The organism is Bacteroides sp. DH3716P, from assembly GCF_025914115.1.
In the GTDB taxonomy this organism is placed as follows: Bacteria; Bacteroidota; Bacteroidia; order Bacteroidales; family Bacteroidaceae; genus Bacteroides; species Bacteroides ovatus.
On the sequence record NZ_CP083673.1, the window covers coordinates 1,243,301 to 1,268,100 of the forward strand.

Sequence of the window (24,800 nt, forward strand, 5' to 3'; positions counted from 1 at the left end):
ACCTGTTAATAAATTAATTCATTTTTATTTTGATAGATGAAAAAACATTCTTAGCTTTGCGCCTACATTTGTTAACGATAAGTAAACTTCTACATATTACTTATTAAAAACGAGATTTAACACAAATTGAATCGTGGAAAAACAGATTTATTCTTACGACGAAGCCTATGAAGAATCTTTACGATATTTTCAAGGCGACGAGCTTGCTGCAAGGGTTTGGGTAAACAAATACGCAGTAAAGGATTCTTTCGGTAATATCTATGAAAAATCCCCGGAAGACATGCATTGGAGAATTGCAAATGAAGTGGCACGCGTAGAATCGAAGTATCCGAATGCGTTAACAGCAAAAGAACTGTATGATTTACTGGATCACTTCAAGTACATCGTCCCCCAAGGTAGCCCGATGACAGGAATCGGTAACGACTACCAGGTTGCTTCACTATCCAACTGCTTCGTTATCGGAGTGGACGGTGCAGCCGACTCTTATGGCGCTATCATCAAAATCGACGAAGAACAGGTGCAACTAATGAAAAGACGCGGTGGTGTAGGTCATGACTTATCACACATCCGTCCGAAAGGTTCTCCCGTTAAAAACTCGGCGTTGACTTCTACCGGTCTTGTTCCGTTCATGGAACGATATTCGAATTCCACTCGTGAAGTAGCTCAAGACGGACGTCGCGGTGCATTGATGTTGAGCGTGTCTATCAAGCATCCGGATTCGGAAGCATTCATTGATGCCAAGATGACCGAAGGTAAAGTGACCGGAGCAAACGTTTCTGTCAAGTTGGACGACGCTTTCATGCAGGCTGCCGTAGACGAAAAGCCGTATGTACAGCAATATCCTATCGACTCTGCCCAACCTACATTCACCAAGGAAATCGACGCTTCTACCTTGTGGAAGAAAATCGTTCACAATGCATGGAAATCGGCAGAACCGGGCGTTTTGTTCTGGGATACGATTATCCGTGAATCTGTGCCTGATTGTTATGCAGACCTGGGGTATAGAACGGTATCTACCAACCCATGCGGAGAAATTCCTCTATGTCCTTACGATTCTTGCCGCTTATTGGCTATCAATCTATATTCTTATGTGGTAAATCCGTTCAAACCGGATGCTTATTTTGATTTCGACCTGTTCCAAAAACACGTGGCTCTCGCTCAACGGATCATGGACGATATTATCGACCTCGAACTAGAGAAGATCGAACGTATCATGACCAAGATTGACGAAGATCCGGAAAACGAAGAAGTGAAACATGCGGAACGTGCACTTTGGGAGAAAATCTACAAGAAGAGCGGACAAGGTCGTCGTACTGGCGTAGGTATCACTGCAGAAGGTGATATGCTTGCTGCATTAGGATTGCGCTACGGAACGGAAGAAGCAACGGAATTCTCTGAAAAAGTACACAAGACAGTAGCTCTCGGCGCCTATCGTTCTTCAGTGGAAATGGCCAAAGAACGCGGTGCCTTCGAAATATATAATAGCGAACGTGAACAGAACAATCCGTTCATCCAACGCCTGGCAGCAGCTGATCCGAAACTGTATGAGGACATGAAGAAATATGGTCGCCGCAACATTGCCTGCCTGACGATTGCTCCAACCGGAACGACCAGTTTGATGACGCAGACCACTTCGGGTATCGAGCCTGTATTCCTGCCTGTTTACAAACGTAGAAGAAAGGTGAACCCGAACGATACGAATGTGCATGTAGACTTTGTAGACGAAACAGGGGACGCATTTGAAGAATACATCGTATTCCATCATAAATTTGTTACTTGGATGGAAGCTAACGGATACGACCCGGCCAGACGTTACACCCAGGAAGAGATTGACGAACTGGTTGCCAAATCTCCTTATTACAAAGCGACTTCTAACGATGTCGACTGGTTGATGAAGGTGAAGATGCAGGGAAGAATCCAGAAATGGGTAGACCACTCTATCAGCGTAACCATCAATCTGCCGAACGATGTGGACGAGGATTTAGTAAACCGCCTGTATGTAGAGGCATGGAAATCCGGCTGTAAAGGTTGTACCGTATATCGTGACGGTTCACGCTCTGGAGTGCTGATCTCTACGAAATCGGATAAAGACAAGAAAGAAGGACTTCCTCCTTGCAAACCGCCTACGGTTGTAGAGGTACGTCCGAGAATATTGGAAGCAGACGTTGTCCGTTTCCAGAACAACAAGGAAAAATGGGTAGCTTTTGTCGGATTATTGGACGGACACCCTTATGAAATATTCACTGGTTTGCAAGATGACGACGAAGGTATCTTGCTGCCTAAGAGCGTAACTTGCGGACGTATCATCAAAAATGTGGATGAAGACGGTACCAAACGTTACGACTTCCAATTCGAGAACAAACGCGGATATAAGACGACCATTGAAGGATTGTCAGAGAAGTTCAACAAGGAATACTGGAACTATGCAAAATTGATTTCCGGCGTGCTTCGCTACCGGATGCCGATTGAACAGGTTATCAAACTGGTTGGCTCTCTGCAATTGAACAGTGAAAGTATCAACACTTGGAAAAACGGTGTAGAACGTGCATTGAAGAAGTATATTCAGGATGGAACGGAAGCCAAAGGTAAGAAGTGCCCGAACTGTGGCAACGAGACATTGGTTTATCAGGAAGGCTGTCTGATTTGTACTACTTGCGGCGCTTCCAGATGTGGATAATAGTCCTACGTATGTTAATTAATATATAAACAAAAGATTAAAAGGAGTCCGGTGCGGCTCCTTTTATTTTTTATTCAAAAAAATGTCTTATACTTGCAGTGTCTTACATATACAATCAAAATCTAATATATATGATTCTATCATTTAATATTGAATACCGCACCAATTGGGGAGAAGAAGTAAGGATTTCCGGCTTATTTCCGGAATCAATTCCTTTACACACCACCGATGGTATCTATTGGACGGCAGAACTTGAGCTTGAAGTCCCTCAAGAAGGGATGACCATCAATTATAGCTATCAGATAGAGCAAAACGGAATAGTTATCCGCAAGGAATGGGACAGTTTTTCGAGATCTATTTTCTTATCAGGCAGCTCCAGAAAGATATACAGAATCAATGATTGCTGGAAAAATATTCCGGAACAACTGTATCTTTATAGTTCTGCTTTTACAGAAGCCTTACTGGCACATCCTGAAAAAGAGAATATCCCGCAAAGATATAAGAAGGGACTGGTTATCAAGGCCTACGCCCCACGTATCAACAAAGATTATTGTCTGGCAATTTGTGGCAACCAGAAATCATTAGGTCACTGGGACCCGGAGAAAGCGGTGTTGATGAGTGATACCAATTTCCCGGAATGGCAGATAGAACTGGACGCCAGCAAACTAAAATATCCGCTGGAATATAAATTCATCCTCTACAACAAACAGGAAAAGAAAGCAGACTGCTGGGAGAAAAACCCTAACCGCTATCTGGCAGACCCGGAACTGAAAACCAACGAAACGCTCGTGATTTCCGACCGATATGTTTATTTCGACATTCCCGCATGGAAAGGGGCAGGAATCGCTATACCCGTATTTTCTTTAAAATCAGAGAAAAGTTTCGGAGTAGGTGATTTCGGCGACTTGAAACGTATGGTAGACTGGGCAGTAAATACTCGCCAGAAAGTTATTCAGATTTTACCGGTCAACGACACCACCATGACTCATGCATGGACGGACTCTTATCCTTATAACAGCATTTCTATTTATGCTTTCCATCCGATGTATGCGGATATCAGGCAAATGGGAACTCTGAAAGATAAAGAAGCGGCATCGAAATTCAGCAAGAAACAAAAGGAACTGAACAGCCTCCCTGCTATTGACTACGAAGCGGTCAACCAAACTAAATGGGAGTTTTTCAACTTACTGTTCCGACAGGAAGGAGAAAAGGTATTGGCTTCCAAAGGTTTCAAAGATTTCTTTGAAACGAACAAGGAATGGCTGCAACCTTATGCAGTCTTTAGTTATCTGCGCGACGCCTACAAAACGCCCAATTTCCGCAAATGGCCGAGACACTCTGTTTACCAAGCGGAAGATATAGAAAAAATGTGCCAACCGAGAACGGCAGATTATCCTCATATCTCGTTGTATTATTATATCCAGTATCATCTGCATCTACAGTTGTTGTCTGCAACCGAATATGCCCGCCAACACGGTGTCGTATTAAAGGGGGATATTCCGATTGGCATCAGCCGCAACAGCGTGGAAGCCTGGACAGAACCCCATTACTTCAATCTCGACGGACAAGCGGGTGCTCCGCCCGATGATTTCTCGATCAACGGGCAAAACTGGGGATTCCCCACATACAACTGGGATGTCATGGAAAAAGACGGATACCGCTGGTGGATGAAGCGTTTTCAGAAAATGGCGGAATACTTCGATGCTTACCGGATCGATCATATCCTCGGGTTCTTCCGTATTTGGGAAATACCAATGCACGCTGTACACGGATTGTTAGGTCAGTTTGATCCTTCTTTACCGATGAGCCGGGAAGAAATCGAAAGTTATGGTCTAACGTTCCGGGATGAATATCTGCTACCATTCATCCATGAATCTTTCCTCGGACAGTTGTTCGGACCGCATACCCATTTAGTCAAACAGGATTTCCTTGAATCGGTTGATAACTCCGGACTTTATCGGATGAAACCGGGATTCGAAACACAACGGGAGGTAGAGCAATTCTTCGCCGGTAGAAATGATGAAGATAGTGTGTGGATTCGGGAAGGGCTTTATTCATTAATCAGCAACGTCTTATTTGTTGCGGATAAGAAAGAGGAAGGTAAATACCACCCGCGCATCGGTGTGCAACGGGATTTCGTATTCCGGTCGCTGAACGAAGAAGAGAAAAATGCGTTTAACAGACTATACGACCAGTATTATTATCACCGGCACAACGAGTTCTGGTATCAACAGGCTATGAAGAAGTTACCTCAACTGACACAATCAACCCGCATGTTGGTTTGTGGAGAAGATTTGGGGATGATTCCTGCTTGTGTGTCGTCGGTGATGAATGATCTCCGGATTCTTAGTCTGGAAATTCAGCGGATGCCTAAGAATCCGATGCATGAATTCGGGCATTTAAATGAGTATCCGTACCGGTCTGTCTGCACAATCTCCACTCACGATATGTCTACGTTGCGTGGCTGGTGGGAAGAAGATTATCAACAGACCCAACGTTACTATAATGCAACGTTAGGACATTATGGAGTTGCACCGACAACTGCCACCCCGGAGTTGTGCGAGGAAATCGTACGCAACCATCTCAACAGTAATTCCATTCTCTGTATCTTGTCTTTCCAGGATTGGTTATCGATAGACGGGAAATGGAGAAATCCGAATGTGGCGGAAGAGCGAATTAATGTTCCATCCAATCCACGAAACTACTGGAGATACCGGATGCATCTCACTCTGGAACAGTTGATGAAAGCAAAAACACTTAATGATAAGATTAGCGAATTGATTAAATACACAGGAAGAGATCTGAATAAATAGAATAAAAGGTACAAGTAACTTTCAAAAAGGATATTTTCCGGACACTACCGACGCGGATAACACTAGATTAAGAACGCTAAAAATCTATGTGATCCGCGTCATTCGTTTTTCAAGGATATATTGATAACAGAGGTAAAATAAGGAGTTTCAAAACATAGTCAACCATTTTTTTCGCAATAATATCATTACTATATATCATACTTTTTCGCTTTTCGCATCATTCGTTTATTTTTTCAATGTTCCTCTTTTTATTCCGATTTATAAAGTATCTTTGCGCCGAAAAAGAGAAATTAAAAGAGATAATGGAAGGCAACCAGAGCAGACGTATCGATTTTGTGGACTTAACCAAAGGAGTCTGCATTATCCTTGTGGTAATGGCACACGTTGGAGGGGCCTTCGAACAACTGGATACGAATTCGATGTTATCCTGTTTCCGCATGCCGCTTTACTTCTTTATCTCGGGAGTGTTTTTCAAATCATACGAAGGCCTGCTCGGATTCATCCTACGAAAAATAAACAAATTGATTATTCCTTTTCTTTTCTTCTATCTAAGTGCATTTCTAATGAAATACATTGTTTGGAAGATTGCTCCGGGGGTATTTCAACTGCCTGTGTCGTGGAATGAACTCTTGGTTGTATTTCATGGACACGACCTTATCAAGTTCAATCCACCGATCTGGTTTCTACTCGCATTATTCAATTGCAACATCCTGTTTTATCTAATTCACTTTCTGCGCGAAAAGCATCTGCCTGTCATGTTCGCTGTGACAATCCTGATTGGTTGCGCAGGATTTTATCTCGGAAAATTACAGATAGAGTTACCCCTGTATATAGATGTTTCCATGACTGCCCTCCCCTTCTATGTGGCCGGTTTCTGGATCCGACGGTATAATTTCTTTCTATATCCCAGCCATCGTTTCGACAAACTGATACCGGTTTTTATTGTATTGGCACTGGTGGTAATGTACTTTACCGCTACCACATTGGGTATGCGTACCAACAATTATGCGGGAAATATTTTTCAAGTATATATCGCTGCGTTTGCAGGAATATTTATGATTATGTTACTTTGCAAAAAAGTGAAAAAGATAAAGGTTGTTTCTTACTTGGGACGATATTCAATCATCACCTTGAGTATTCATGGCCCGATACTTCATTTTTTAGGTCCATTAGTCAGCCGTTATATTCACAATAGTTGGGCACAAGCAAGCGCACTTCTGCTTATAACATTAAGCATCTGCCTTCTGCTCACACCCGTCTTTCTTAAAGTGATTCCACAAATGGTTGCACAGAAAGACCTGTTAAAAGTCAAACAAGATCACACTAAAAAGACAGTATATGAAGATAAACAGTAGCTATATCCTTTTGAAGGAAATTCGTTGTTACGCCTATCATGGAGTCGCACCGCAAGAAAATCTGATTGGAAATGAATATCTCATTGACCTGAAACTGAAAGTGGATATCAGCAAAGCTGCCCGGACAGATGAGGTTGCCGACACTGTCAACTATGCTGAAGTACATCAAGTGATAAAAAATGAAATGGCTATTCCGTCAAAGTTACTGGAGCATGTCAGCGGACGGATTATACAAAAACTCTTTGACCAATTCCCTTGCATTGAGAAAATAGAGCTCCGGCTTTCCAAACGGAATCCGCCAATGGGAGCAGATATAGAATCAGCAGGCATTGAACTGCAATGCAGCAGAGATGAATGATATATTGCTCTATAAATGATATGACGTAAACTAGCAGAATACAGATTAAAATCACTTGCAAGAACTCCCCTTGCCATTATTTCGGAACAATTGGGAATTGTTGTTAGCATACACAATATGCAAACGCAAACTTCCTAATTGAAGTAGAAAAGATAGTGACGGTATATGCTTGTGATAGTGACGCTATCGTTGTCATATACCGTCACTATCCTTACTGGATAGCGTCACTATTTTATAAAGGGAACTCACCAACAACTTTTCTCAATTGATCCATTATTTCCAGTTGAGTATAAACAGGGGATAATTGCCTTATAAACACGCAGATAATACAATTTTAATCTGTATTATCTGCATTATCTTATTAAATAATAGGCAATCCGCTTCTATTATTTACACTCCGAACCGACTTATTTTCTCTTCTTTTTTCTTCGATTTACCGATTCGACAGCCTCCGTCACCACAGGTTTATCCTGGAAACGTTTCGTATAACTGGAATAGTCCGGATGAATACGTTCGTAATCAGGATCCATAAATAACGGACTGGAAATAATATGATCTGCCGTAGAACGGTTACAACAGAAAACTATATTTTCTACACCGGCCAAACGGGTTAATGCTTTCACATCCGTATCATGCGGTTGCAGTGTCATGGGATCCGTGAAGAAAAAGAGATAATCAATCTGCCCATCCACAATACGTGACCCCATCTGTTGGTCACCACCTAACGGACCTGATTTTAAAATCGTAAAATCCCACTCTTCATCAGGATGTTTCTCCTTCAATGCTTCCAATATCAAAGTACCTGTAGTACCCGTACAGTAGAATTTATTACCCATCAACAGTTCCGAGTTCCATAGCACCCATTCGATGAGGTCTTTTTTCATTGCATCGTGTGCTACCAGCCCGATGCCTCTTCTAACCTTTGATTCCATTTGCTATCCTTTTAAAATCCGACAATTGAGAGAACCGTCTGCATCCTCTCGCATAAAACTGCCACAAGATACTACTTTTTGTCCGTTCAGGTATCGGATTCAAAGTTTTTTTTCTCATATTCTCTTCACGGGATAAAGAAAATGACGAACATAGTTGTTTATACTCTTTCCGCGCACGTATCACAGCACGAGCATTGTCCCAGTGCCCTTGCAACAAGAAATTAAACGCTGCCACATAATCGAGACAGGCCCGGATACGCATCACTTTATTTAACTCCTTCTGTGGAAGATTCTTATAGAGCATGACAAGATTATTACGGAAATTAAGAAAAGTCTTACGAGGATTCTCTTTTTTAAGAGTAGCTCCTCCTACATGATAGACAATACTTTGAGGTACACAGACAATCTCACGATTCCGCGAACGAAGTCGCCAGCACAAATCTATTTCTTCCATGTGAGCAAAAAAACGTCCATCCAATCCTCCTACATTCACATAATCAGTGTGCCGGATAAACAACGCTGCCCCCGTTGCCCAAAAAACAGGAATCACCGTATCATATTGGCCTTCATCCTTCTCCACAACTCCCATTATACGCCCCCTGCAGAAAGGATAACCATATTTATCAATAAAGCCACCAGCCGCTCCGGCATATTCAAAATATTCTTTTTGTCGTTGACTTCGTATCTTCGGCTGACAAGCAGCCACCTCCGGATGAGCATCCAAATAAGCAATCATTGGTTCCAGCCAATGCTCCGTCACCTCGACATCTGAATTCAAAAGAACTACATATTCTGCGTCGACCTGCTGCAATGCCCAATTATATCCATCGGCAAAGCCATAATTTTGGTCGAGCACAATCGTTCTGACAGAAGGAAATTCCTGTTGAAGCAAACTCACAGAAGTGTCCGTAGAGCCATTATCAGCTACACAGACCTCAACCCCCTCCCCCTCTGAATAGCGGACGACGGACGGAAGAAAAGTACGAAGCATATCGCACCCGTTCCAATTCAAGATTACAACTGAAACCTTCATCATTATTCTTTCTTCTTATTCAATTCCTTCTGTTCCAGCTGATCAGCCTCTTCTTTGGTTAATTTCCAGCGTTTATGAGACCATAACCAGTATGCCGGTTCCCTGCGAATCGTTTGCTCCAACCTATGGGCAAACATTTCCGTGATTTCTCCTTCTCTTGTTTCTTTCGGTGTTTCCGTCATTAACTTGAACTCCGCTTCACAATACCCTCTACGCTTCTTACTAAGCTCACAATAAAAAACAGGAAAGTTCATCATTTTAGCAATACGCTCCGCACCATCCAGGAAAGCCGTCTCCTGCCCCAAAAAAGTAGTCCAGTATTTATCATACCCACTGGGCCATTGATCGGTAATCAGCCCAACTACCATCTTTTTCCCATCACGTTTCAACTTAATAATTTCACGTGCTGTAGAATGTTTCGGGATATTATATCCCCCGAAACGAGAACGAATACGTTTAAATAATTCGTCCAGATATTTATCTCTCAATGGTTTATAAACTTGCACAGGGACATCTTCCGGTTTCATGATTGATCCCATACCTATTAACCACTCATAATTGGCGTAATGAGGAATCATTACTATAATACCTCCATACTTTTCAGTTAGTTCCAGATATTGCTCCGTATTCTTATAAGTCATTCTTGCACAAAGCTCTTCGGCAGACATATGCAACAATTTCAAATCTTCAAGCATATAATCCGACAAATAGCGATAAAACTTGCGTTCTATCTGTAATCTCTCCGCATCAGTTTTTTCCGGAAATGATCTCAATAGATTTCCCCGAACTACTTTCCGACGATATTTTCCAACACGATACATCAGCAGATAATTTAAATCCGAAAGCATATATAAAATCCGGAACGGAAGAGCTGAAAACAGCCACATTCCACTGTATACCAACCAATAGATAAGTTTTGATCTCATAACTTATATCAAAATTGTACCTTTAAGTGCTGTCATCTCCTCATTAAACTCTCCCAGACGTACATTAACTACCTGATTATCCAGCGAGTCATCACTTTCCACCTCTACACGAATATAATTCTCCGTAAATCCATGCATCGGAGCACCAGTTTTCGATTTTTCCATCAATACCGGCATTGTCTGCCCGATATGACATGCATAAAAAGCCTGTGTCTTTTGGTCCGATAGTGTCAACAGACGTTGACTACGTTGATGCTTCTCTTCCGGAGAAACCACATATTCTATTTTTAAGGCTTGCGTTCCAGGACGTTCGGAATAGCTAAACACATGCAACTGCGTCACATCCAGTCCATCAATAAACTGATAAGCCTGTTCAAAGTATTCGGGCGTTTCTCCACGGGTTCCCACAATCACGTCCACTCCGATAAAAGCATCCGGCATCACCTCTTTTATCTTCCTTACTTTCGAAGCAAAAAGAGCAGTGTCATAACGACGGCGCATTAGCTGCAAAACCTCATCACAACCGGATTGCAAAGGGATATGAAAATGAGGCATAAAACTGCGGGAGTGAGACACAAACTCAATAATCGCATCAGTCAACAGATTGGGTTCTATGGAAGAGATACGATAACGTTCGATTCCTTTAACCTGATCCAATGCTTTTACTAAATCAAAGAAACTCTCTCCTGTTGTTTTGCCAAAGTCTCCGATATTCACTCCGGTCAGAACAATTTCTTTTCCTCCCTCGGCAGCCGCTTGACGGGCCTGTTCAACCATGGAAGCAATAGTCCCGTTACGACTTCGTCCCCGGGCAAAAGGAATCGTGCAATAAGAACAAAAGTAATCGCATCCATCCTGCACCTTCAAAAAGAAACGGGTACGGTCTCCCCGTGAACACGAGGGAGAGAATGAACGGATATCTTTGGTCGTCGTAGTGATAGCTTCTCCTTTTTCATGCTTTTGGAGGTCGCCCAGATATTGAAGCAATTCTCCTTTCTGTTCCGCTCCCAACACTACGTCCACTCCATCTATCTTTGCCACATCACCGGGCTTCAATTGCGCATAACATCCGGTCACTACCACAAAAGCACCAGGGTGTTGTTTTACCAGACGATGAATCGCTTGCCGGCATTTCTTATCCGCCATCTCCGTCACCGAACAGGTATTTACCACACAGATATCAGCTTTCTCTCCTTTACGCGCAGTCCGAACTCCTGCCTCACGCAGAATTTTACCAATAGTTGAAGTCTCTGAAAAATTTAATTTGCAGCCTAAAGTATAATAAACGGCTGTCTTATTTTGAAATACAGTGGTATCTATCATAAGCTGTTATAAACACATTAACTTTGCAAAGTTACACATTATTATTAGTAAAACGCTTTTGGATACGAAAGTTTATTCCTATTTTTGCACAATTCACTAAAAAACGTGCAATGATTAAAGAGAATTTCATTAAACTATACGAAAATAGTTTCCGTGAAAATTGGGATCTACCTTGTTACACAGATTATGGAGAAGATACCCAATATACTTATGGGGAGGTAGCTGAAAAAATCGCCCGTTTACATCTGTTATTCAAACATTGTAGCCTCCGCAGAGGGGATAAGATTTCAGTTATCGGCAAAAACAACGCTCACTGGTGCATCGCCTATATGGCAACCATCACGTATGGAGCAATCATTGTTCCCATCCTTCAAGACTTTACCCCCAACGATATTCATCATATCGTCAATCATTCCGAATCTGTATTTCTGTTCACCAGCGACAGCATTTGGGACAATCTGGAAGAGGAAAAACTAACGGGACTGCGAGGCGTATTCTCACTGACCGATTTCCGGTGTCTTTATCAGCGTGACGGAGAAACCATACAGAAGTTTCTGAAAAATACCGATAAAGAAATGCATTCTTTGTATCCGAAAGGATTTGCCCGCGAAGATGTTCAATATACCACTTTATCCAATGATAAAGTGATGCTATTAAACTATACTTCCGGAACCACCGGTTTCAGTAAAGGAGTGATGTTGACAGGGAACAATCTGGCAGGAAATGTCACTTTCGGTATCCGCACCGAACTTCTTAAAAAGGGAGACAAAGTACTCTCTTTCCTCCCACTCGCTCATGCATACGGCTGTGCGTTCGACTTTCTGACTGCAACCGCTGTCGGCACCCATGTCACTCTGCTTGGTAAAACTCCTTCTCCGAAGATTATAATGAAGGCTTTTGAGGAAGTGAAACCCAACCTTATTATTACTGTCCCGCTAGTGATCGAAAAGATATATAAGAATATCATCCAGCCACTCATTAATAAAAAAGGAATGAAGTGGGCACTCAATATTCCGCTGCTCGACACACAGATCTACAACCAGATATGCAAAAGACTGATTGATGCACTGGGAGGTCGGTTTAAGGAAATCATTATCGGCGGCGCCGCTATGGACAAGGAAGTAGAAGAATTCTTCTACAAAATTAAATTCCCTTTTACTATAGGTTACGGTATGACGGAATGTGGGCCACTAATCAGCTATGCCCCTTGGGATGAGTTTGTACTAGGCTCTTCCGGAAAGATTCTGGATATAATGGAAGCACGTATCTATAAAGAAACCCCTGAAGCAGAAACCGGAGAAATCCAGGTTCGGGGAGAGAATGTGATGGTGGGCTATTACAAGAATCAGGAAGCAACGCAGGAAGTATTCACGCAGGACGGCTGGCTACGCACCGGTGATCTCGGTTCCATGGACAGCAACGGAAATATTTTCATCCGGGGACGCCTCAAGACCATGATCTTAAGTTCAAGCGGACAGAACATCTTCCCCGAAGAGTTGGAAACAAAACTGAATAACCTGCCTTTCATTCTTGAAAGTCTCGTTATTGAACGCAACAAAAAATTAGTAGCACTCGTTTATGCCGATTATGAAGCGTTGGATTCTCTCGGATTAAACAATCCGAATAACCTGAAAACAATCATGGATGAAAATCTTAAGAATCTGAACAGCAATGTAGCCGCTTATGAAAAAATCAGCAGAATCCAACTTTATCCTACGGAATTTGAAAAAACTCCCAAAAGAAGCATAAAAAGATACCTATATAACAGTATTGCTGTCGATTAGCATGTTCTAAAACATACGAAAAAGGGAGAAAAGTAGCTAGTTACAAAAAAAATTATAAAAAAAGTTGGTATTTCGAGAACAACATATTGAAAAAGTACATAACTTTGCAGCGTTTTAATAAAGCAATTGATTGTATTACGTTTTTAAAAAGCAAAGAAAATGAAAAAATTAGTTTTGATGGCCGTAGCTATCGTAGCAGTATCATTCGCATCATGTGGTAACAAAGCAGCTGACGCAGCAAAAGCAACTGCAGATTCTATCCGTATCGCTGACTCAATCGCAGCAGTAGAAGCAGCAGCTCTTGAAGCTGAACAAGCAGCAGCCGCAGCAGCAGATTCTTTGAATGCTGATAGCACTGCAACTGAAACTGTAGCTGAATAATTCAGAAACAGCTTAGAGAGAATTGAAAGTCTGCCATGCAAAAGCATGCACAGACTTTTTTTATGCTTCAATTTTAGCAATTCACACGCTATTTAGCGTATGAACTCTTCACAAAAGGAGCGTCCAACAAATAATCCAAGCTCACTTCCACACTCTCTTCTACCGGCATACTATAACCCTCGATTTCAGCAACGAGATAGTTAACACCTGCAGTTTTTGCATTCTTAAAGATAGCGTCAAAACCTACCATTCCGCTTTGTCCGATCTCTCTGTGATCCTTAACATGGAATATCTTGAAGCGGCCGGGATATTTATTAAAATAATCAACAGGACTGTTTTGTCCGCGAACTACCCAATAAAGGTCCATCTGGAAGAAGACATATTCAGGATTCGTATGTTCCAGCATATAATCATACATTACTTTATCTTCTACTTTCTGAAATTCATGAGCGTGATTATGATATCCAAATGACAAACCTTGTTGTTTGCAACGTTTGCCTATCTCATTAAAATAAGTGCAATATGTATTCAAATCTTTAAGCGTTTTTGGAACATCCATCCAAGGAGCTACGATGTACTTCATTCCTGCAGCTTTATGATCGGCAATACACTGATCCCACCATTGAAGAGACTCTGACAAGTCACCGGAAGCCAATTCTTCTTTGGACAATTGTCTGGTACAATGTGAAGACAAAACTTTTAATCCTGCCGATTCGACATCTTTCTTAAACTGTTGGGGAGTCCGGTCATAAAATTTACCGTTGTTATAATTGGCAGCTTCAACACCGGTATATCCCATGTTTGCCAATTTCTTCAGAAGAGCAGTATAAGTGGGGTCACACTTACCATCTTTATTGTCTACCTTATTCAATATATCTCTGACAGAATAGAGTTGAATAGCTACTTCTTTTTTAGCTTTCTTCTTAGTTTGTGCTGTCATTGCCTGTGGAATCATGAAAAGAGCAGCCAACGCACATAAATAAATTTTTGTTTTCATATAATAGATATCAGGGGATTACAATTATTAGATTTATATAGAAAAAACAGGCACGGATTACACAGACTTCACGGTTACTCTATGGCAATCGCCATTCAAAAAAACGTGAAATACGTGTAACTCGTGCCTTCTTATTACTATTTGATTAGTCCAAAACCTTCACGCGGATGTTGCGGAACCAAACATCATCACCGTGATCTTGCAAACCGATGAAACCTTCGTGATTTTCGCCACCACAGTTATTCAGCAATTCAAATGCCAAAGGCCATTTATCTTCGCTGAACTTACTTGCCTGCAACATATCAGTCCATTGTTTTGTCCACAAATGATATTCAAGTACGTTTTCATCGTTTTGTCCATGAACCACTGTACCTTTATAAACCATAATCTTAGCCTTGTTCCATTCGCCAAACGGTTTAGAGTTTTGAGGAACTGCCGGAATCATGTCATACAAAGAAGCCGACTGACGATTGTTATCTTTACCCAATTTAGCATCCGGATGATTGGCATTATCCAGGATCTGATATTCAGGTGCGGAAATATAAATAGGTTCAAGCACATCATTACCATCTTTGTCTTTAGAAGTAACTTCCTGAGCTAAATACAGAATACCTGAATTGCTACCTTTAGCAACCTTCCATTCCAATTCCAACTCGAAGTTTTTAAATTTGTGAGCAAAGATCAAGTCACCACCATCACCGTCTTGAGCTTCACCGCCGCCAGAACCGTTGAATTTGATACAGCCATCTTCGATTGTCCATTTAGTAGGAACACGGTCTTTTCCATAACCACGCCATCCGTTAAATGTTTCACCATCAAAGATTGTGATATAACCATTTTCGTCAACAGGCAGATTCAAACTATCAGTTTCCGGTGCTTTCAATGATTTAGAGTAAGACAATGCAACTTTGCTCGGTTCTTCCTGAGCATTTGCTTTTTTCTGACCACCGCAAGAAGCAAAAACTCCTGCAGCAAGACAACAACAAGCTAATGGATAAAATACTTTTTTCATGATAATAACGATTTAATTTTTTATCTTTAATTTCTAATTTATCTCGGCATATCAGGCAGTCTCCAGCCGTCACGATAAGTATGTTTCACTAATTCAGCAGCAAACTGTTTCGCATTAATCGGATCAGTCCATGTCTTGTCAAATGTCGGATGACCATCATGAATCTTGAATCCGTCTTTGATAACGGTGCGGATCGTTTCGTTATCACCAATATTCGTAAAGCACATGTTAGCTCCATCCCATTCAAGAGTCTTATTCAGCGCTTGCAAACGAATAGCCAATACACCCATTGCCACCATTTCATTCATTGGTCCGGCTTCTGAGAAATCAGACTTAGTCATGATACGGTTAGATTTATTTTCTTTACATGCACGTACCCAGTCCATCTCGTGACCACCGTTCATAGCATTGGGAACACGACGACAAACCTTTGGCACATTTGGTTTACGACCAGAAAGCAACCAAGGATTCTGTCCATAACATCCGCAAATCAAAGTATCTTTCGTTCCGTGGAAAATAGTCAAACCACCACCACTCTGCATCAGTTGTTTTCCTTCCGGGAATCCTTTCGGACGTTCAGGCATCATACCGCCATCGTACCAATGTACTTCCACTTCAGGCATAGCTACTTTCGGCATATTTTCACGAGCAGGGAAAATCATTTTCACATGCTGTGCCTGCGGAGCACAAGCATTCAACAATAAAGTAGATGACCCTTCCACTTTAGTAGGATATTGCAATTTCAATGCTCTAAACGGCTGATGCAAAATATGGCAAGCCATATCGCCTAATGCACCTGTTCCATAATCCCACCATCCACGCCAGTTCCAAGGATGATAAATAGCATTGTAAGGATTCATTTTAGCAGGACCTGTAAACAAATCCCAATTCAATGTGCTAGGAATTTTATCAACCTTTTCAGGAACATTCAATCCTTGCGGCCAAATAGGACGGTCTGTCGCACATTCCACCTTAGTTATATCACCGATTTCACCATTCCAAATCCATTCGCATACCAAATCCGTACCTTCATCCGATGAACCCTGATTACCCATCTGAGTAACAACACCTGTTGAGGCAGCTAATTTTGTCAATAAACGAGATTCATAAACAGAGTGGGTCAACGGCTTCTGACAGTACACGTGTTTTCCCATTGTCATTGCATCAGCAGTGATGATAGCATGAGTATGGTCGGCAGTTGCAACAATTACACCGTCAATAGATTTACCCATTTCATCATACATTTTACGATAATCCCAGTATTTTTTAGCCTTGGGGAATTCGTCGAACACACCTTTTGCATACTTCCAATCCACATCACAAAGAGCCACAATATTTTCAGTGCCCTTTACGTGATTAATGTTGGCATGTCCCATACCGCCAATACCCACAGCTGCAAGATTTAATTTGTCAGTAGGCGAAACATGCCCGTGACTCATACCTAAAATTGTACTGGGAGCAATGGTTATACCTGCTAAAGCAGCGGCTCCCGTTTTGAGAAACTTTCTCCTCGAAATGTTTGACATGATTTTATTTGTTTAAGGGTTAATAATCTTTGGAAGGTTGCCATGCAACAATCCATATCCATTTTTCATGTTTTTTCTTCGCTCGCGTATTTGCTCCAAAGTGCGCAAATTACCAATAGCAGGCAAATCGTGTTTGCGGGTATCTTTTAAGAATGTCCACGCATATTCGGATGCAATGGCCGAATCGCGCATGGACGGTAAGCGAGAACTGCGCTTTCCGGTTTCTACCGAATCAGCAAACAGGTCACACAATACGTCTATATTCTTGCCACCGAAAGGCTTCTCTACACGGATGGTCTGATTGACACCGTGCAGGTCGACAACAGCAGTATTGAAGTCATGCGTCATACGCACAACTCCTTTTGTACCTATAATATCTACATACGAATTATGTGTCTGGTCTTTAGATAATTGCCCATAAACAAACCCTTGGGTAATATCAAAAACTACACCATTTTGAAAAGTTCCGTGACATTGTACCCACCAAGGATCTTTGTAGTTCCACATATTCACCCCCTGGGCATTCCATGTTCTGTAATCACAACCTGCATACCAACGGGTAATATCTACATAATGCATTCCACAATCATGGAAAGCAGGTCCCTCATACTCATGACCTTCACCCGGTGCCAAGCCGGGAGTCATATGACAAATACGGATAATAGCCAGCTCTCCAATCTCCCCTTGCTGGATATATTCTTTCATCAAATTATGATACCAGGAATTCCGCAGATACAAGTTTACTGTAGAAATGAGGTTTGTGTTTTCCGTCATTTCTACAACCTTCCACTCATTTTCCATTGTATCTGCAATTGGTTTCTCTGAAATAATGTGTTTGCCGTAACGAATAGCTTTTTCTATTTGTCCCATCCTCGAGTCAGCTAAAGTAAAAAGCCCGACTACCTGCACACTTTCATCCTCGAAAATCTTTTGATTATCTTCTACTATAAGGGATCCAGGAGCTAACTCCTTGGCTAATTGACGTGATTCCGGATCGGTATCACAAATATAAGCAATATTCCACCGATCACTTTTTGTCATCGCTTCCCAATAGAATCTTCCCATCCTACCGAAACCGATAATTCCAACTTTAATTCTCGTGTCTACTGAAGATTGCGTGTTCATAATTAAGCATAGTGAATTTAAGTACAAATAATAGGTAAAGTATCGATTTTCACCCTCAGCAGATGAGTAGAAAACCGATAATGCAAAACTAGCCAAATAAATAACGGCTTATTTGACTTACACAACTTTATGTAGATAGAAATTCATCCTTTTACACTATTAATCAAGCAATTAATACTTTCAAAGCATCCAAAAAATGTAGATGATTTGGAACAGTCTCCAACACTAAAATAGCACTTATGTCTCTTGTGTTGAACTAATTTTCATAATTTCATTCTCAAATTCATCTCTGTCGACAGCTGCCTTATTTCTCATCTTCGTGCGATAATTATAAACCGTACTTGTAGAGCAACGGAGGAAGTTCGCTATCTTCCCACTATCCGTAATACCCAAGCGTAATAAAGCATAAATACGAAGTTCTCTGTTCAATAAAGCATCCGGTTTTAAAATAATTTTCTCTTCATCTTTCAACAGGGCGTTAAAATCAGAAACAAAAGTGGGATACAACCCCAAGAAGACCTTATCAAAACGAGTGTATAAAGCGCTAAGCTCTTCGTCGATAAGCGCGGATGATTTTAGCTTCTTAATCAGTTCATCATAGTATTTATTAATAGCTATTTTATACAGCATATTCTGATATTTCTCCATTTTATGGATATAGCTAAAGCATACGTCAAAGAATTCGGCTATATAATACTCCTTTATACTATTAATTTCGCACAACTGATTATTTGTATCATTCAGTTGGCTGTTCATGCTATTCAGTTTGTTGTTCAATCGCAAAAGTTCCTCATTACTCTGTGCCAATGCCTGTTTTATTTTCAACGTCTTTTTCATCTGAATATAGATGAAAAGCACCAACAGGACTAAAAGAAAAAGGATAATACTTGTAGAAATAAGAAAAGTAGTCAGATGCGACCGTGATCTGGCCTGCTCCGCCTGATAAGCTGTATTAATAATAGAATTAAATTTATAAATTTCGATGGCACGGAAATGAATACCGGAAGATATAACGTCATCGATAGCAGACTGTGTAAATTTAAAGGCATCAGCTAAATTCTGTTCATCATAGGCTATCAATGCAAGAGATTGCAGGGATGCATTTTCCCGCGTAGCATTCCGGGTATCGGCTATTGCCGACAACATCAGGTATTTTTTTTCCTCATCATACTTTTTCTGATGGTGACATAACCTAGAATACGAATGAGTTATCATGGCATAATTAGGCGTCCCCACTTCTTCAATCTCCAACAGTTCCTTAAAAATCTCTTTCGATTTCAATGTATCACGCCAAATATAATAAGAAGCCTGGGACATTCGATAATCCCAAGAAGTGTGGTCAATGAGGGCAAACAGAGAATCTTGATAAGCAGCCTGCTGCTTACCATACAGATTATTGGCGACAGAAATCGAATAGTGTCCCCAAAAACTGGAATAAGTTTGATAATAGTTTATTAATAAATCTCTGGGAAGTTCTGAAGTCTTTATACTTTTCAAAATAATCTCCGCTTCGCGGAACCTGCCACACATCGAATATAAAAGGCTAAGATGTAAAGACGACTGGTTGGTGAAATAAGGTCTATTCAACTGGCGGGAAATCTCAATATTGCGATCAACATAATGGATGGCTGAATCAATATGAAACTTTTTATATTCATTATATAACCGTAGATTGATTCTATATTCTCCTTCAAGAGTCAAACCGGGACTTCTCAACATACATTTTATCCGGTTTATCCGATCCTCTTTCTCTTTAACAAAGACGTGTTTTTCATCTATCACTCTACGCAAAGAATCAGTCAATAGTTTCAACTCATTATTTGCATAAAGAACACTGCCAATTCCCAAAGCAATCAGCAGAAGCAAAAACCTCTTCTTTAGAAAACAATAGTTGAATTTCATAATAGTAATAGCAAAGATAACAAAAAAAAGCGATTTATTCGTTCAGAACAAATCGCTTTTCATATATGAAGTAAATTTGCTCTTATTCAGCAACTACCTCGAAAGGAATTTCTACCGAAACCTCCTTGTGAAGCTTAACGATAGCCTTGTAGCTACCAACTTCTTTCACAGCGTCTTTTACAACGATGATCTTTCTGTCAACTTCATGACCCAGTTTAGACAATGCTTCAGCAATCTGGATGTTACCAACAGAACCGAAGATAGTACCGGTTGAGCTAACTTTAGTTGCGATAGTCAAAGAAACGCCTTCCAACTTAGCAGCCATAGCTTCAGCATCTTTCTTGATTTTCTCAAGTTTGTGAGCGCGCTGTTTCAGTTCTTCAGCCAACATTTTCTTTGCAGAAGGAGAAGCGATGATAGCTTTTCCAGTCGGGATCAGATAATTACGACCGTATCCGGATTTCACGTTTACGATATCGTTCTTATAACCCAAGTTTACTACGTCTTCTTTTAATATAATTTCCATACTTTTCCTCCTTCTTATTTCATCATGTCAGTTACATAAGGCAGCAATGCCAAGTGACGAGCTCTCTTCACAGCCTGCGCGATACGACGTTGGAACTTCAAAGAAGTACCTGTAATACGACGCGGAAGGATTTTTCCTTGTTCATTCAAGAATTTCTTCAAGAATTCAGGATCTTTGTAGTCGATATACTTAATACCACTCTTTTTGAAACGGCAGTACTTTTTCTTCTTAACGTCTACTGACGGCGGAGTTAAATATCTGATTTCTGATTGAACTTGTTGTGCCATGATTAATCCTCCTTTTTGTTTGATTTAACACTTCTTCTTTTTGCAGCGTATTCAGCAGCATACTTATCCATCTTGAAAGTCAAGAAACGGATTACGCGTTCATCACGACGGAAATTAATTTCCAGCTTGTCAATTACAGTAGGATCTGCATTGAACTCAATCAGTTGATAAAAACCTGTAGACTTTTTCTGAATTGGGTAAGCCAATTTCTTCAGTCCCCAGTTTTCTTCATTAATAATCTCAGCACCTTCAGCTTGAAGAACGCCTTTGAATTTTTCTACCGCTTCCTTCATCTGAACATCAGATAAAACGGGAGTTAAAATGAAAACGGTTTCGTATTGATTCATACTTCGTTTAATTAAATAAATAAATTATTTGATTTTAAATGCGGGTGCAAAGTTAGACATTTTATTTTGAACTACAAATATTTAATCTTTTTTTGTATCCGAAGATAGGATTTATCCGGGAAGAGACTTACCTTTGCAAAGTTGTTTAAACAATAATTTCATGATAGAGCAATTCAATTTCGACATTCGACTTATATTTGCCATATTAAATGGCAAAGTTTCTGCGGCAATCAACCGGAAACTGTACCGTAACTTCCGTCAGAACGGATTGGAAATCAGTCCCGAACAATGGACGGTACTCATTTTCCTGTGGGAAAAAGACGGCGTGACGCAACAAGAGTTGTGTAATGCAACTTTTAAAGACAAGCCCAGCATGACCCGTTTGATAGATAATATGGAACGGCAACATCTTGTTGTGCGCATTTCCGATAAAAAAGACCGCCGCACCAACCTGATCCATCTGACCAAAGACGGAAAAGAACTGGAGGAAAAAGCGCGTGTCATTGCCGGACAGACTCTGAAAGAGGCTCTTCACGGTATCACTCTCGACGAATTGAGCATTGGACAGGAGGTACTGAAAAAGGTGTTCTACAATACAAAAGATTAGATAGAAGAACTTCTCTCCAAATCATAAAATCCACTAAATCGTGCATTTATAATGGAATTTTTATCCAAATAATTTCGCCCGTTAAAGAATTATGCTTTAATTTGTGACTGGAATATTATAATCTATTAAAATACACACACATGAAAGGTTTATTAAAGAACTTAGGATTGATATTAATCTTGGTCGGAGTAGTCATCCTGCTGGCTTGTTCCTTTACAGGAAATGTAAACAACAACGCCATCCTGGGTACTTCAGTAGTACTTGTAGTACTGGGACTCATTTCTTATATTGTTATTAATAAGAAGATCGCTGATTAATTTCGCAAAATCAATAAAAAATCCCGGAAACGAATGTTCCCGGGATTTTTTATTTGGAGTTATCTCAAACGCAATCATTAAGATTCAACTTCCGGAGTAATCAGCTTATAGCCTTTTCCGTGAATATTGATAATTTCGATTGAATCGTCTTCTTTCAGGTGCTTACGTAATTTCGTGATATACACGTCCATACTACGGGCATTGAAATAGTTATCGTCAATCCAGATTGTTTTCAGAGCAAAGTCACGTTGCAAAATCTCATTGGCATGTGCGCAAAGCAATCCAAGCAGTTCAGACTCTTTGGTAGTCAGCTTAGTCTGTTTGCCATCTGACGACAGAATTTGTTTCTGTGTGTCGAAAGTAAACTTACCAATCTTATAGATATTGCTTTCTTTGTTCTTCTTTCCACGAACACGTCTCAAGATTGCTTCAATTCTGAATGTCAATTCTTCCATACTAAACGGTTTGGTGATATAATCATCCGCACCGATTTTAAAGCCTTCCAGGATATCTTCTTTCAACGTTTTAGCAGTCAGGAAGATAATAGGAATTTCAGCATTTGCTGCACGGACATCCTGTGCCAGTGTGAAGCCGTCTTTTTTAGGCATCATCACGTCAAACACGCACAAGTCATATTTATTCTTCAAGAAAGCCTTATAACCGGCTTCTCCATCAGGATATAACTCAGCAGAATAACCTTTTGCCTGTAGATATTCTCTTAAAAGCATGCCAAGATTTTCGTCATCCTCGCACAATAAAATACGCAGTTTCTCGTCCATATCAATTATTTTTTAATAAAGGTAATGCAATAATAAATTTAGTTCCCACGTTCAGGTCGCTTTCTGCCCGGATGGTTCCCTTATGATCCAATATAATTTTTCTCACATAAGCCAATCCCAGTCCAAAGCCCTTCACATCGTGCAGATTACCCGTATGTACACGATAGAACTTTTCAAATATCTTTTTCAGGTTCTCTTTTTTGATACCGATACCGTTATCCTGTATCGAAATCATCAGTTTACCCGACTCATTCCACGTTCTCACTTTCAGTTCCAGATCCTCTTCCGGTTTCTTATATTTCACCGCGTTATCCATCAGATTAAAGATTACATTCGTGATATGCATCTCGTCTGCAAATATAACAGGATCGGTGGCCTCAAGGTTCGATGTTATCTTACCATTATACCGTTCCACTTTCAGCGCAAAGGTATTGACAACTCCTGCAATTAAGTCATTCGCATCAATCTCCTTCATCTTCAAAGTTGCCTTCTGACGCTCAAACATCGACATCTGGAGCACCTTTTCCACCTGGAAGCGCAAACGCTTGGTTTCATCATTAATCACTCCCGATATATGCTGGAACATCTGCGGCGATTTTCCCACCGCGGGATCTTTCAACATCTGGGCTGCTAATGAAATGGTAGATATCGGTGTTTTAAATTCGTGCGTCATATTATTGATAAAGTCATTCTTCATCTCCGTCAGTTTCTTTTGCCGGAATACGATATAAATCGTAAAGATGAATGTCACTAACAATACCAGTGTAAATATCAGCGACGGAATCATGAAACTGATGGAGTCAAAGATATAATCTTTCTTCCCCGGAAAGTGCACTTTCAAGATACTCATTTTTGCAGGCGGGTCATTCTTGAACAATGCCTGCTGATAAGCGTCTTCACTTCCCTTTGCTTCATAATCCGCACAACGGTAGACTTCCCTGCCGTCTTTGTCGATCACCGTAAAGTGATAAGGCAAATCTATACTATTATTATATAAGCTCGATTTCAGATAGTCATCCAGTTCTTTAAACCGTACTCTGTCTCCAATCGACTTGTCACTTCCTCGGTAAATCATCTGCCAGGCCACTTCATCGAGTAATGCCCGTTGATACATATACCGATTCTTGATGGCTTCCACTAATGAACGCGAAGTTTCCGGAATAGTCTTTGTCCCCCTGTAAGGAGAAATCATAGCCTTCGGAAGCTCGGAGGGCTTAGTGGTCATCACTTTCAGCTCAAAATCCGAATATACCTTGCCATCCTTAGACTTCACCGTAAACCGCTGCGTTTGCTGAATCAAGTTGTCTTGTTGTATGGAAGCATTATTCGCAATCAGCGCTTTTCTTTCTGCTTCTGAAATATCTTCGATCAACCAACGTCTGGTCTCTGCATATTCCACATCCTTGGAAACCTGATCCAGGCTATTGCGCACAGCCGAATCAAACTGTTCCTTACGGGTTTTCATCATTTCCTCTATATAACTTACCTGCAAATACAGCAGACTAAGGAAGGAAAGCCCCATTACAATACCTAATATCCAAATTGTTGACTTCTTCATAGCAACAAAATTAACACTCCCTAATTAACACTCCTAATGCATTAACTTGATTTAACCGGAACTTCCCGGAAATTAACCGTAAGGAGCTATTTAGGTTGTATTCTGATTACTACAACAATAAAACCCCTCCTTTGGTTTGCAAATTTAATAAAAAATTAAATCTTCTCCTTGTGTTTTTCCATCTTTATTAATCATAGTTAAACAAAAACCGCCCCCTTTTACTTAAAAAAGGCGG

The 24,800-nt window shown here is 40.7% G+C and carries 22 protein-coding genes; 8 read left to right on the forward strand and 14 right to left on the reverse strand.

All coding sequences use genetic code 11. From position 1 onward, the window contains the following. Positions 1–133 precede the first annotated feature (133 nt). The 4 genes from KQP79_RS04390 (at position 134) to folB (ending at position 7,203) form a co-directional block, all read left to right on the forward strand. A complete protein-coding gene (locus KQP79_RS04390) occupies positions 134–2,677 on the forward strand; it encodes an adenosylcobalamin-dependent ribonucleoside-diphosphate reductase (RefSeq protein WP_004299345.1) in 2,544 nt (847 codons plus the stop codon). Positions 2,678–2,808: 131 nt separating this feature from the next. Beyond that, positions 2,809–5,490 carry a 4-alpha-glucanotransferase gene (locus tag KQP79_RS04395; RefSeq protein ID WP_004307977.1) on the forward strand — a complete coding sequence of 894 codons (2,682 nt, stop codon included), beginning with the start codon at positions 2,809–2,811 and terminating at the stop codon, positions 5,488–5,490. Positions 5,491–5,792: 302 nt separating this feature from the next. Further along, positions 5,793–6,845, forward strand: coding sequence for an acyltransferase family protein (locus KQP79_RS04400; protein WP_055235721.1), 1,053 nt, complete (start codon positions 5,793–5,795; stop codon positions 6,843–6,845). Beyond that, positions 6,829–7,203 carry a dihydroneopterin aldolase gene (gene folB, locus KQP79_RS04405; RefSeq protein WP_008641030.1) on the forward strand — a complete coding sequence of 125 codons (375 nt, stop codon included), beginning with the start codon at positions 6,829–6,831 and terminating at the stop codon, positions 7,201–7,203. The genes KQP79_RS04400 and folB overlap by 17 nt, the downstream gene beginning before the upstream one ends. A gap of 407 nt (positions 7,204–7,610) precedes the next feature. On the opposite strand, the gene KQP79_RS04410 is transcribed toward folB, so the two are convergent. Genes KQP79_RS04410 through mtaB form a run of 4 tightly spaced genes read right to left on the reverse strand, consistent with a single transcriptional unit; the run spans position 7,611 to position 11,417 of the window. Continuing rightward, a complete protein-coding gene (locus tag KQP79_RS04410) occupies positions 7,611–8,135 on the reverse strand; it encodes a methylglyoxal synthase (RefSeq protein ID WP_004306620.1) in 525 nt (174 codons plus the stop codon). Further along, entirely contained in the window at positions 8,119–9,168 is a 1,050-nt protein-coding gene (locus tag KQP79_RS04415; RefSeq protein WP_085931580.1) for a glycosyltransferase family 2 protein, read from the reverse strand. The genes KQP79_RS04410 and KQP79_RS04415 overlap by 17 nt, the downstream gene beginning before the upstream one ends. Before the next feature lie 2 nt (positions 9,169–9,170). Continuing rightward, positions 9,171–10,094 (reverse strand): lysophospholipid acyltransferase family protein, encoded by a 924-nt coding sequence (locus KQP79_RS04420; protein WP_061447782.1) that lies wholly within the window; start codon positions 10,092–10,094, stop codon positions 9,171–9,173. 3 nt (positions 10,095–10,097) lie between these two features. Beyond that, positions 10,098–11,417 carry a tRNA (N(6)-L-threonylcarbamoyladenosine(37)-C(2))-methylthiotransferase MtaB gene (gene mtaB / locus KQP79_RS04425; RefSeq protein ID WP_061447781.1) on the reverse strand — a complete coding sequence of 440 codons (1,320 nt, stop codon included), beginning with the start codon at positions 11,415–11,417 and terminating at the stop codon, positions 10,098–10,100. A 110-nt stretch (positions 11,418–11,527) separates the two neighbouring features. Between mtaB and KQP79_RS04430 the strand changes: the two genes are divergently transcribed. Further along, positions 11,528–13,201, forward strand: coding sequence for a long-chain fatty acid--CoA ligase (locus KQP79_RS04430; RefSeq protein WP_061447780.1), 1,674 nt, complete (start codon positions 11,528–11,530; stop codon positions 13,199–13,201). A 159-nt stretch (positions 13,202–13,360) separates the two neighbouring features. Further along, positions 13,361–13,582 carry a hypothetical protein gene (locus tag KQP79_RS04435; protein WP_004306615.1) on the forward strand — a complete coding sequence of 74 codons (222 nt, stop codon included), beginning with the start codon at positions 13,361–13,363 and terminating at the stop codon, positions 13,580–13,582. An 88-nt stretch (positions 13,583–13,670) separates the two neighbouring features. On the opposite strand, the gene KQP79_RS04440 is transcribed toward KQP79_RS04435, so the two are convergent. From KQP79_RS04440 to rpsF, 8 genes are all read right to left on the reverse strand, one after another. Beyond that, the gene (locus tag KQP79_RS04440; RefSeq protein ID WP_061447779.1) at positions 13,671–14,579 is read right to left on the reverse strand and encodes a sugar phosphate isomerase/epimerase family protein; all 909 of its coding nucleotides are present in this window, start codon (positions 14,577–14,579) and stop codon (positions 13,671–13,673) included. A 145-nt stretch (positions 14,580–14,724) separates the two neighbouring features. Then, the gene (locus KQP79_RS04445; RefSeq protein WP_004299334.1) at positions 14,725–15,591 is read right to left on the reverse strand and encodes a DUF1080 domain-containing protein; all 867 of its coding nucleotides are present in this window, start codon (positions 15,589–15,591) and stop codon (positions 14,725–14,727) included. A gap of 38 nt (positions 15,592–15,629) precedes the next feature. Continuing rightward, positions 15,630–17,117: a Gfo/Idh/MocA family oxidoreductase gene (locus tag KQP79_RS04450; RefSeq protein ID WP_061447778.1), complete on the reverse strand. Its 1,488-nt coding sequence runs from the start codon at positions 17,115–17,117 to the stop codon at positions 15,630–15,632. A gap of 12 nt (positions 17,118–17,129) precedes the next feature. Continuing rightward, a complete protein-coding gene (locus KQP79_RS04455; protein ID WP_032841836.1) occupies positions 17,130–18,242 on the reverse strand; it encodes a Gfo/Idh/MocA family protein in 1,113 nt (370 codons plus the stop codon). Between the two features lie 237 nt (positions 18,243–18,479). Continuing rightward, positions 18,480–20,144 carry a DUF6377 domain-containing protein gene (locus KQP79_RS04460; RefSeq protein WP_061447777.1) on the reverse strand — a complete coding sequence of 555 codons (1,665 nt, stop codon included), beginning with the start codon at positions 20,142–20,144 and terminating at the stop codon, positions 18,480–18,482. Between the two features lie 82 nt (positions 20,145–20,226). Then, positions 20,227–20,670, reverse strand: coding sequence for a 50S ribosomal protein L9 (gene rplI / locus KQP79_RS04465; RefSeq protein WP_004307965.1), 444 nt, complete (start codon positions 20,668–20,670; stop codon positions 20,227–20,229). A gap of 14 nt (positions 20,671–20,684) precedes the next feature. Continuing rightward, positions 20,685–20,957 carry a 30S ribosomal protein S18 gene (gene rpsR / locus KQP79_RS04470; RefSeq protein WP_004307964.1) on the reverse strand — a complete coding sequence of 91 codons (273 nt, stop codon included), beginning with the start codon at positions 20,955–20,957 and terminating at the stop codon, positions 20,685–20,687. A gap of 2 nt (positions 20,958–20,959) precedes the next feature. Next, positions 20,960–21,304 (reverse strand): 30S ribosomal protein S6, encoded by a 345-nt coding sequence (gene rpsF, locus KQP79_RS04475; protein ID WP_004299329.1) that lies wholly within the window; start codon positions 21,302–21,304, stop codon positions 20,960–20,962. Between the two features lie 160 nt (positions 21,305–21,464). Here rpsF and KQP79_RS04480 point away from each other — a divergent pair, with 160 nt between their 5' ends. Both KQP79_RS04480 and KQP79_RS04485 read left to right on the forward strand, forming a co-directional pair. Continuing rightward, positions 21,465–21,911, forward strand: coding sequence for a MarR family winged helix-turn-helix transcriptional regulator (locus tag KQP79_RS04480; protein ID WP_004299328.1), 447 nt, complete (start codon positions 21,465–21,467; stop codon positions 21,909–21,911). 140 nt (positions 21,912–22,051) lie between these two features. After that, a complete protein-coding gene (locus KQP79_RS04485) occupies positions 22,052–22,228 on the forward strand; it encodes a hypothetical protein (protein ID WP_004299327.1) in 177 nt (58 codons plus the stop codon). A gap of 77 nt (positions 22,229–22,305) precedes the next feature. On the opposite strand, the gene KQP79_RS04490 is transcribed toward KQP79_RS04485, so the two are convergent. Together KQP79_RS04490 and KQP79_RS04495 are read right to left on the reverse strand one after the other, a co-directional pair. After that, entirely contained in the window at positions 22,306–23,007 is a 702-nt protein-coding gene (locus KQP79_RS04490) for a response regulator transcription factor (RefSeq protein ID WP_004306608.1), read from the reverse strand. A gap of 1 nt (position 23,008) precedes the next feature. Then, positions 23,009–24,565, reverse strand: a complete 1,557-nt coding sequence (locus KQP79_RS04495) for a sensor histidine kinase (RefSeq protein ID WP_008025014.1) — start codon at positions 24,563–24,565, stop codon at positions 23,009–23,011. Positions 24,566–24,800 lie beyond the last annotated feature (235 nt).

What these genes read in the sequence shown, in the direction of transcription:
- KQP79_RS04395 (WP_004307977.1), top strand. Translation starts at nt 2,809, where the DNA reads ATGATTCTATCATTTAATATTGAATACCGCACCAATTGGGGAGAAGAA.
- KQP79_RS04400 (WP_055235721.1), top strand. Translation starts at nt 5,793, where the DNA reads ATGGAAGGCAACCAGAGCAGACGTATCGATTTTGTGGACTTAACCAAA.
- folB (WP_008641030.1), top strand. Translation starts at nt 6,829, where the DNA reads ATGAAGATAAACAGTAGCTATATCCTTTTGAAGGAAATTCGTTGTTAC.
- KQP79_RS04410 (WP_004306620.1), bottom strand. Translation starts at nt 8,135, where the DNA reads ATGGAATCAAAGGTTAGAAGAGGCATCGGGCTGGTAGCACACGATGCA.
- KQP79_RS04415 (WP_085931580.1), bottom strand. Translation starts at nt 9,168, where the DNA reads ATGAAGGTTTCAGTTGTAATCTTGAATTGGAACGGGTGCGATATGCTT.
- KQP79_RS04420 (WP_061447782.1), bottom strand. Translation starts at nt 10,094, where the DNA reads ATGAGATCAAAACTTATCTATTGGTTGGTATACAGTGGAATGTGGCTG.
- mtaB (WP_061447781.1), bottom strand. Translation starts at nt 11,417, where the DNA reads ATGATAGATACCACTGTATTTCAAAATAAGACAGCCGTTTATTATACT.
- KQP79_RS04430 (WP_061447780.1), top strand. Translation starts at nt 11,528, where the DNA reads ATGATTAAAGAGAATTTCATTAAACTATACGAAAATAGTTTCCGTGAA.
- KQP79_RS04435 (WP_004306615.1), top strand. Translation starts at nt 13,361, where the DNA reads ATGAAAAAATTAGTTTTGATGGCCGTAGCTATCGTAGCAGTATCATTC.
- KQP79_RS04440 (WP_061447779.1), bottom strand. Translation starts at nt 14,579, where the DNA reads ATGAAAACAAAAATTTATTTATGTGCGTTGGCTGCTCTTTTCATGATT.
- KQP79_RS04445 (WP_004299334.1), bottom strand. Translation starts at nt 15,591, where the DNA reads ATGAAAAAAGTATTTTATCCATTAGCTTGTTGTTGTCTTGCTGCAGGA.
- KQP79_RS04450 (WP_061447778.1), bottom strand. Translation starts at nt 17,117, where the DNA reads ATGTCAAACATTTCGAGGAGAAAGTTTCTCAAAACGGGAGCCGCTGCT.
- KQP79_RS04455 (WP_032841836.1), bottom strand. Translation starts at nt 18,242, where the DNA reads ATGAACACGCAATCTTCAGTAGACACGAGAATTAAAGTTGGAATTATC.
- KQP79_RS04460 (WP_061447777.1), bottom strand. Translation starts at nt 20,144, where the DNA reads ATGAAATTCAACTATTGTTTTCTAAAGAAGAGGTTTTTGCTTCTGCTG.
- rplI (WP_004307965.1), bottom strand. Translation starts at nt 20,670, where the DNA reads ATGGAAATTATATTAAAAGAAGACGTAGTAAACTTGGGTTATAAGAAC.
- rpsR (WP_004307964.1), bottom strand. Translation starts at nt 20,957, where the DNA reads ATGGCACAACAAGTTCAATCAGAAATCAGATATTTAACTCCGCCGTCA.
- rpsF (WP_004299329.1), bottom strand. Translation starts at nt 21,304, where the DNA reads ATGAATCAATACGAAACCGTTTTCATTTTAACTCCCGTTTTATCTGAT.
- KQP79_RS04480 (WP_004299328.1), top strand. Translation starts at nt 21,465, where the DNA reads ATGATAGAGCAATTCAATTTCGACATTCGACTTATATTTGCCATATTA.
- KQP79_RS04485 (WP_004299327.1), top strand. Translation starts at nt 22,052, where the DNA reads ATGAAAGGTTTATTAAAGAACTTAGGATTGATATTAATCTTGGTCGGA.
- KQP79_RS04490 (WP_004306608.1), bottom strand. Translation starts at nt 23,007, where the DNA reads ATGGACGAGAAACTGCGTATTTTATTGTGCGAGGATGACGAAAATCTT.
- KQP79_RS04495 (WP_008025014.1), bottom strand. Translation starts at nt 24,565, where the DNA reads ATGAAGAAGTCAACAATTTGGATATTAGGTATTGTAATGGGGCTTTCC.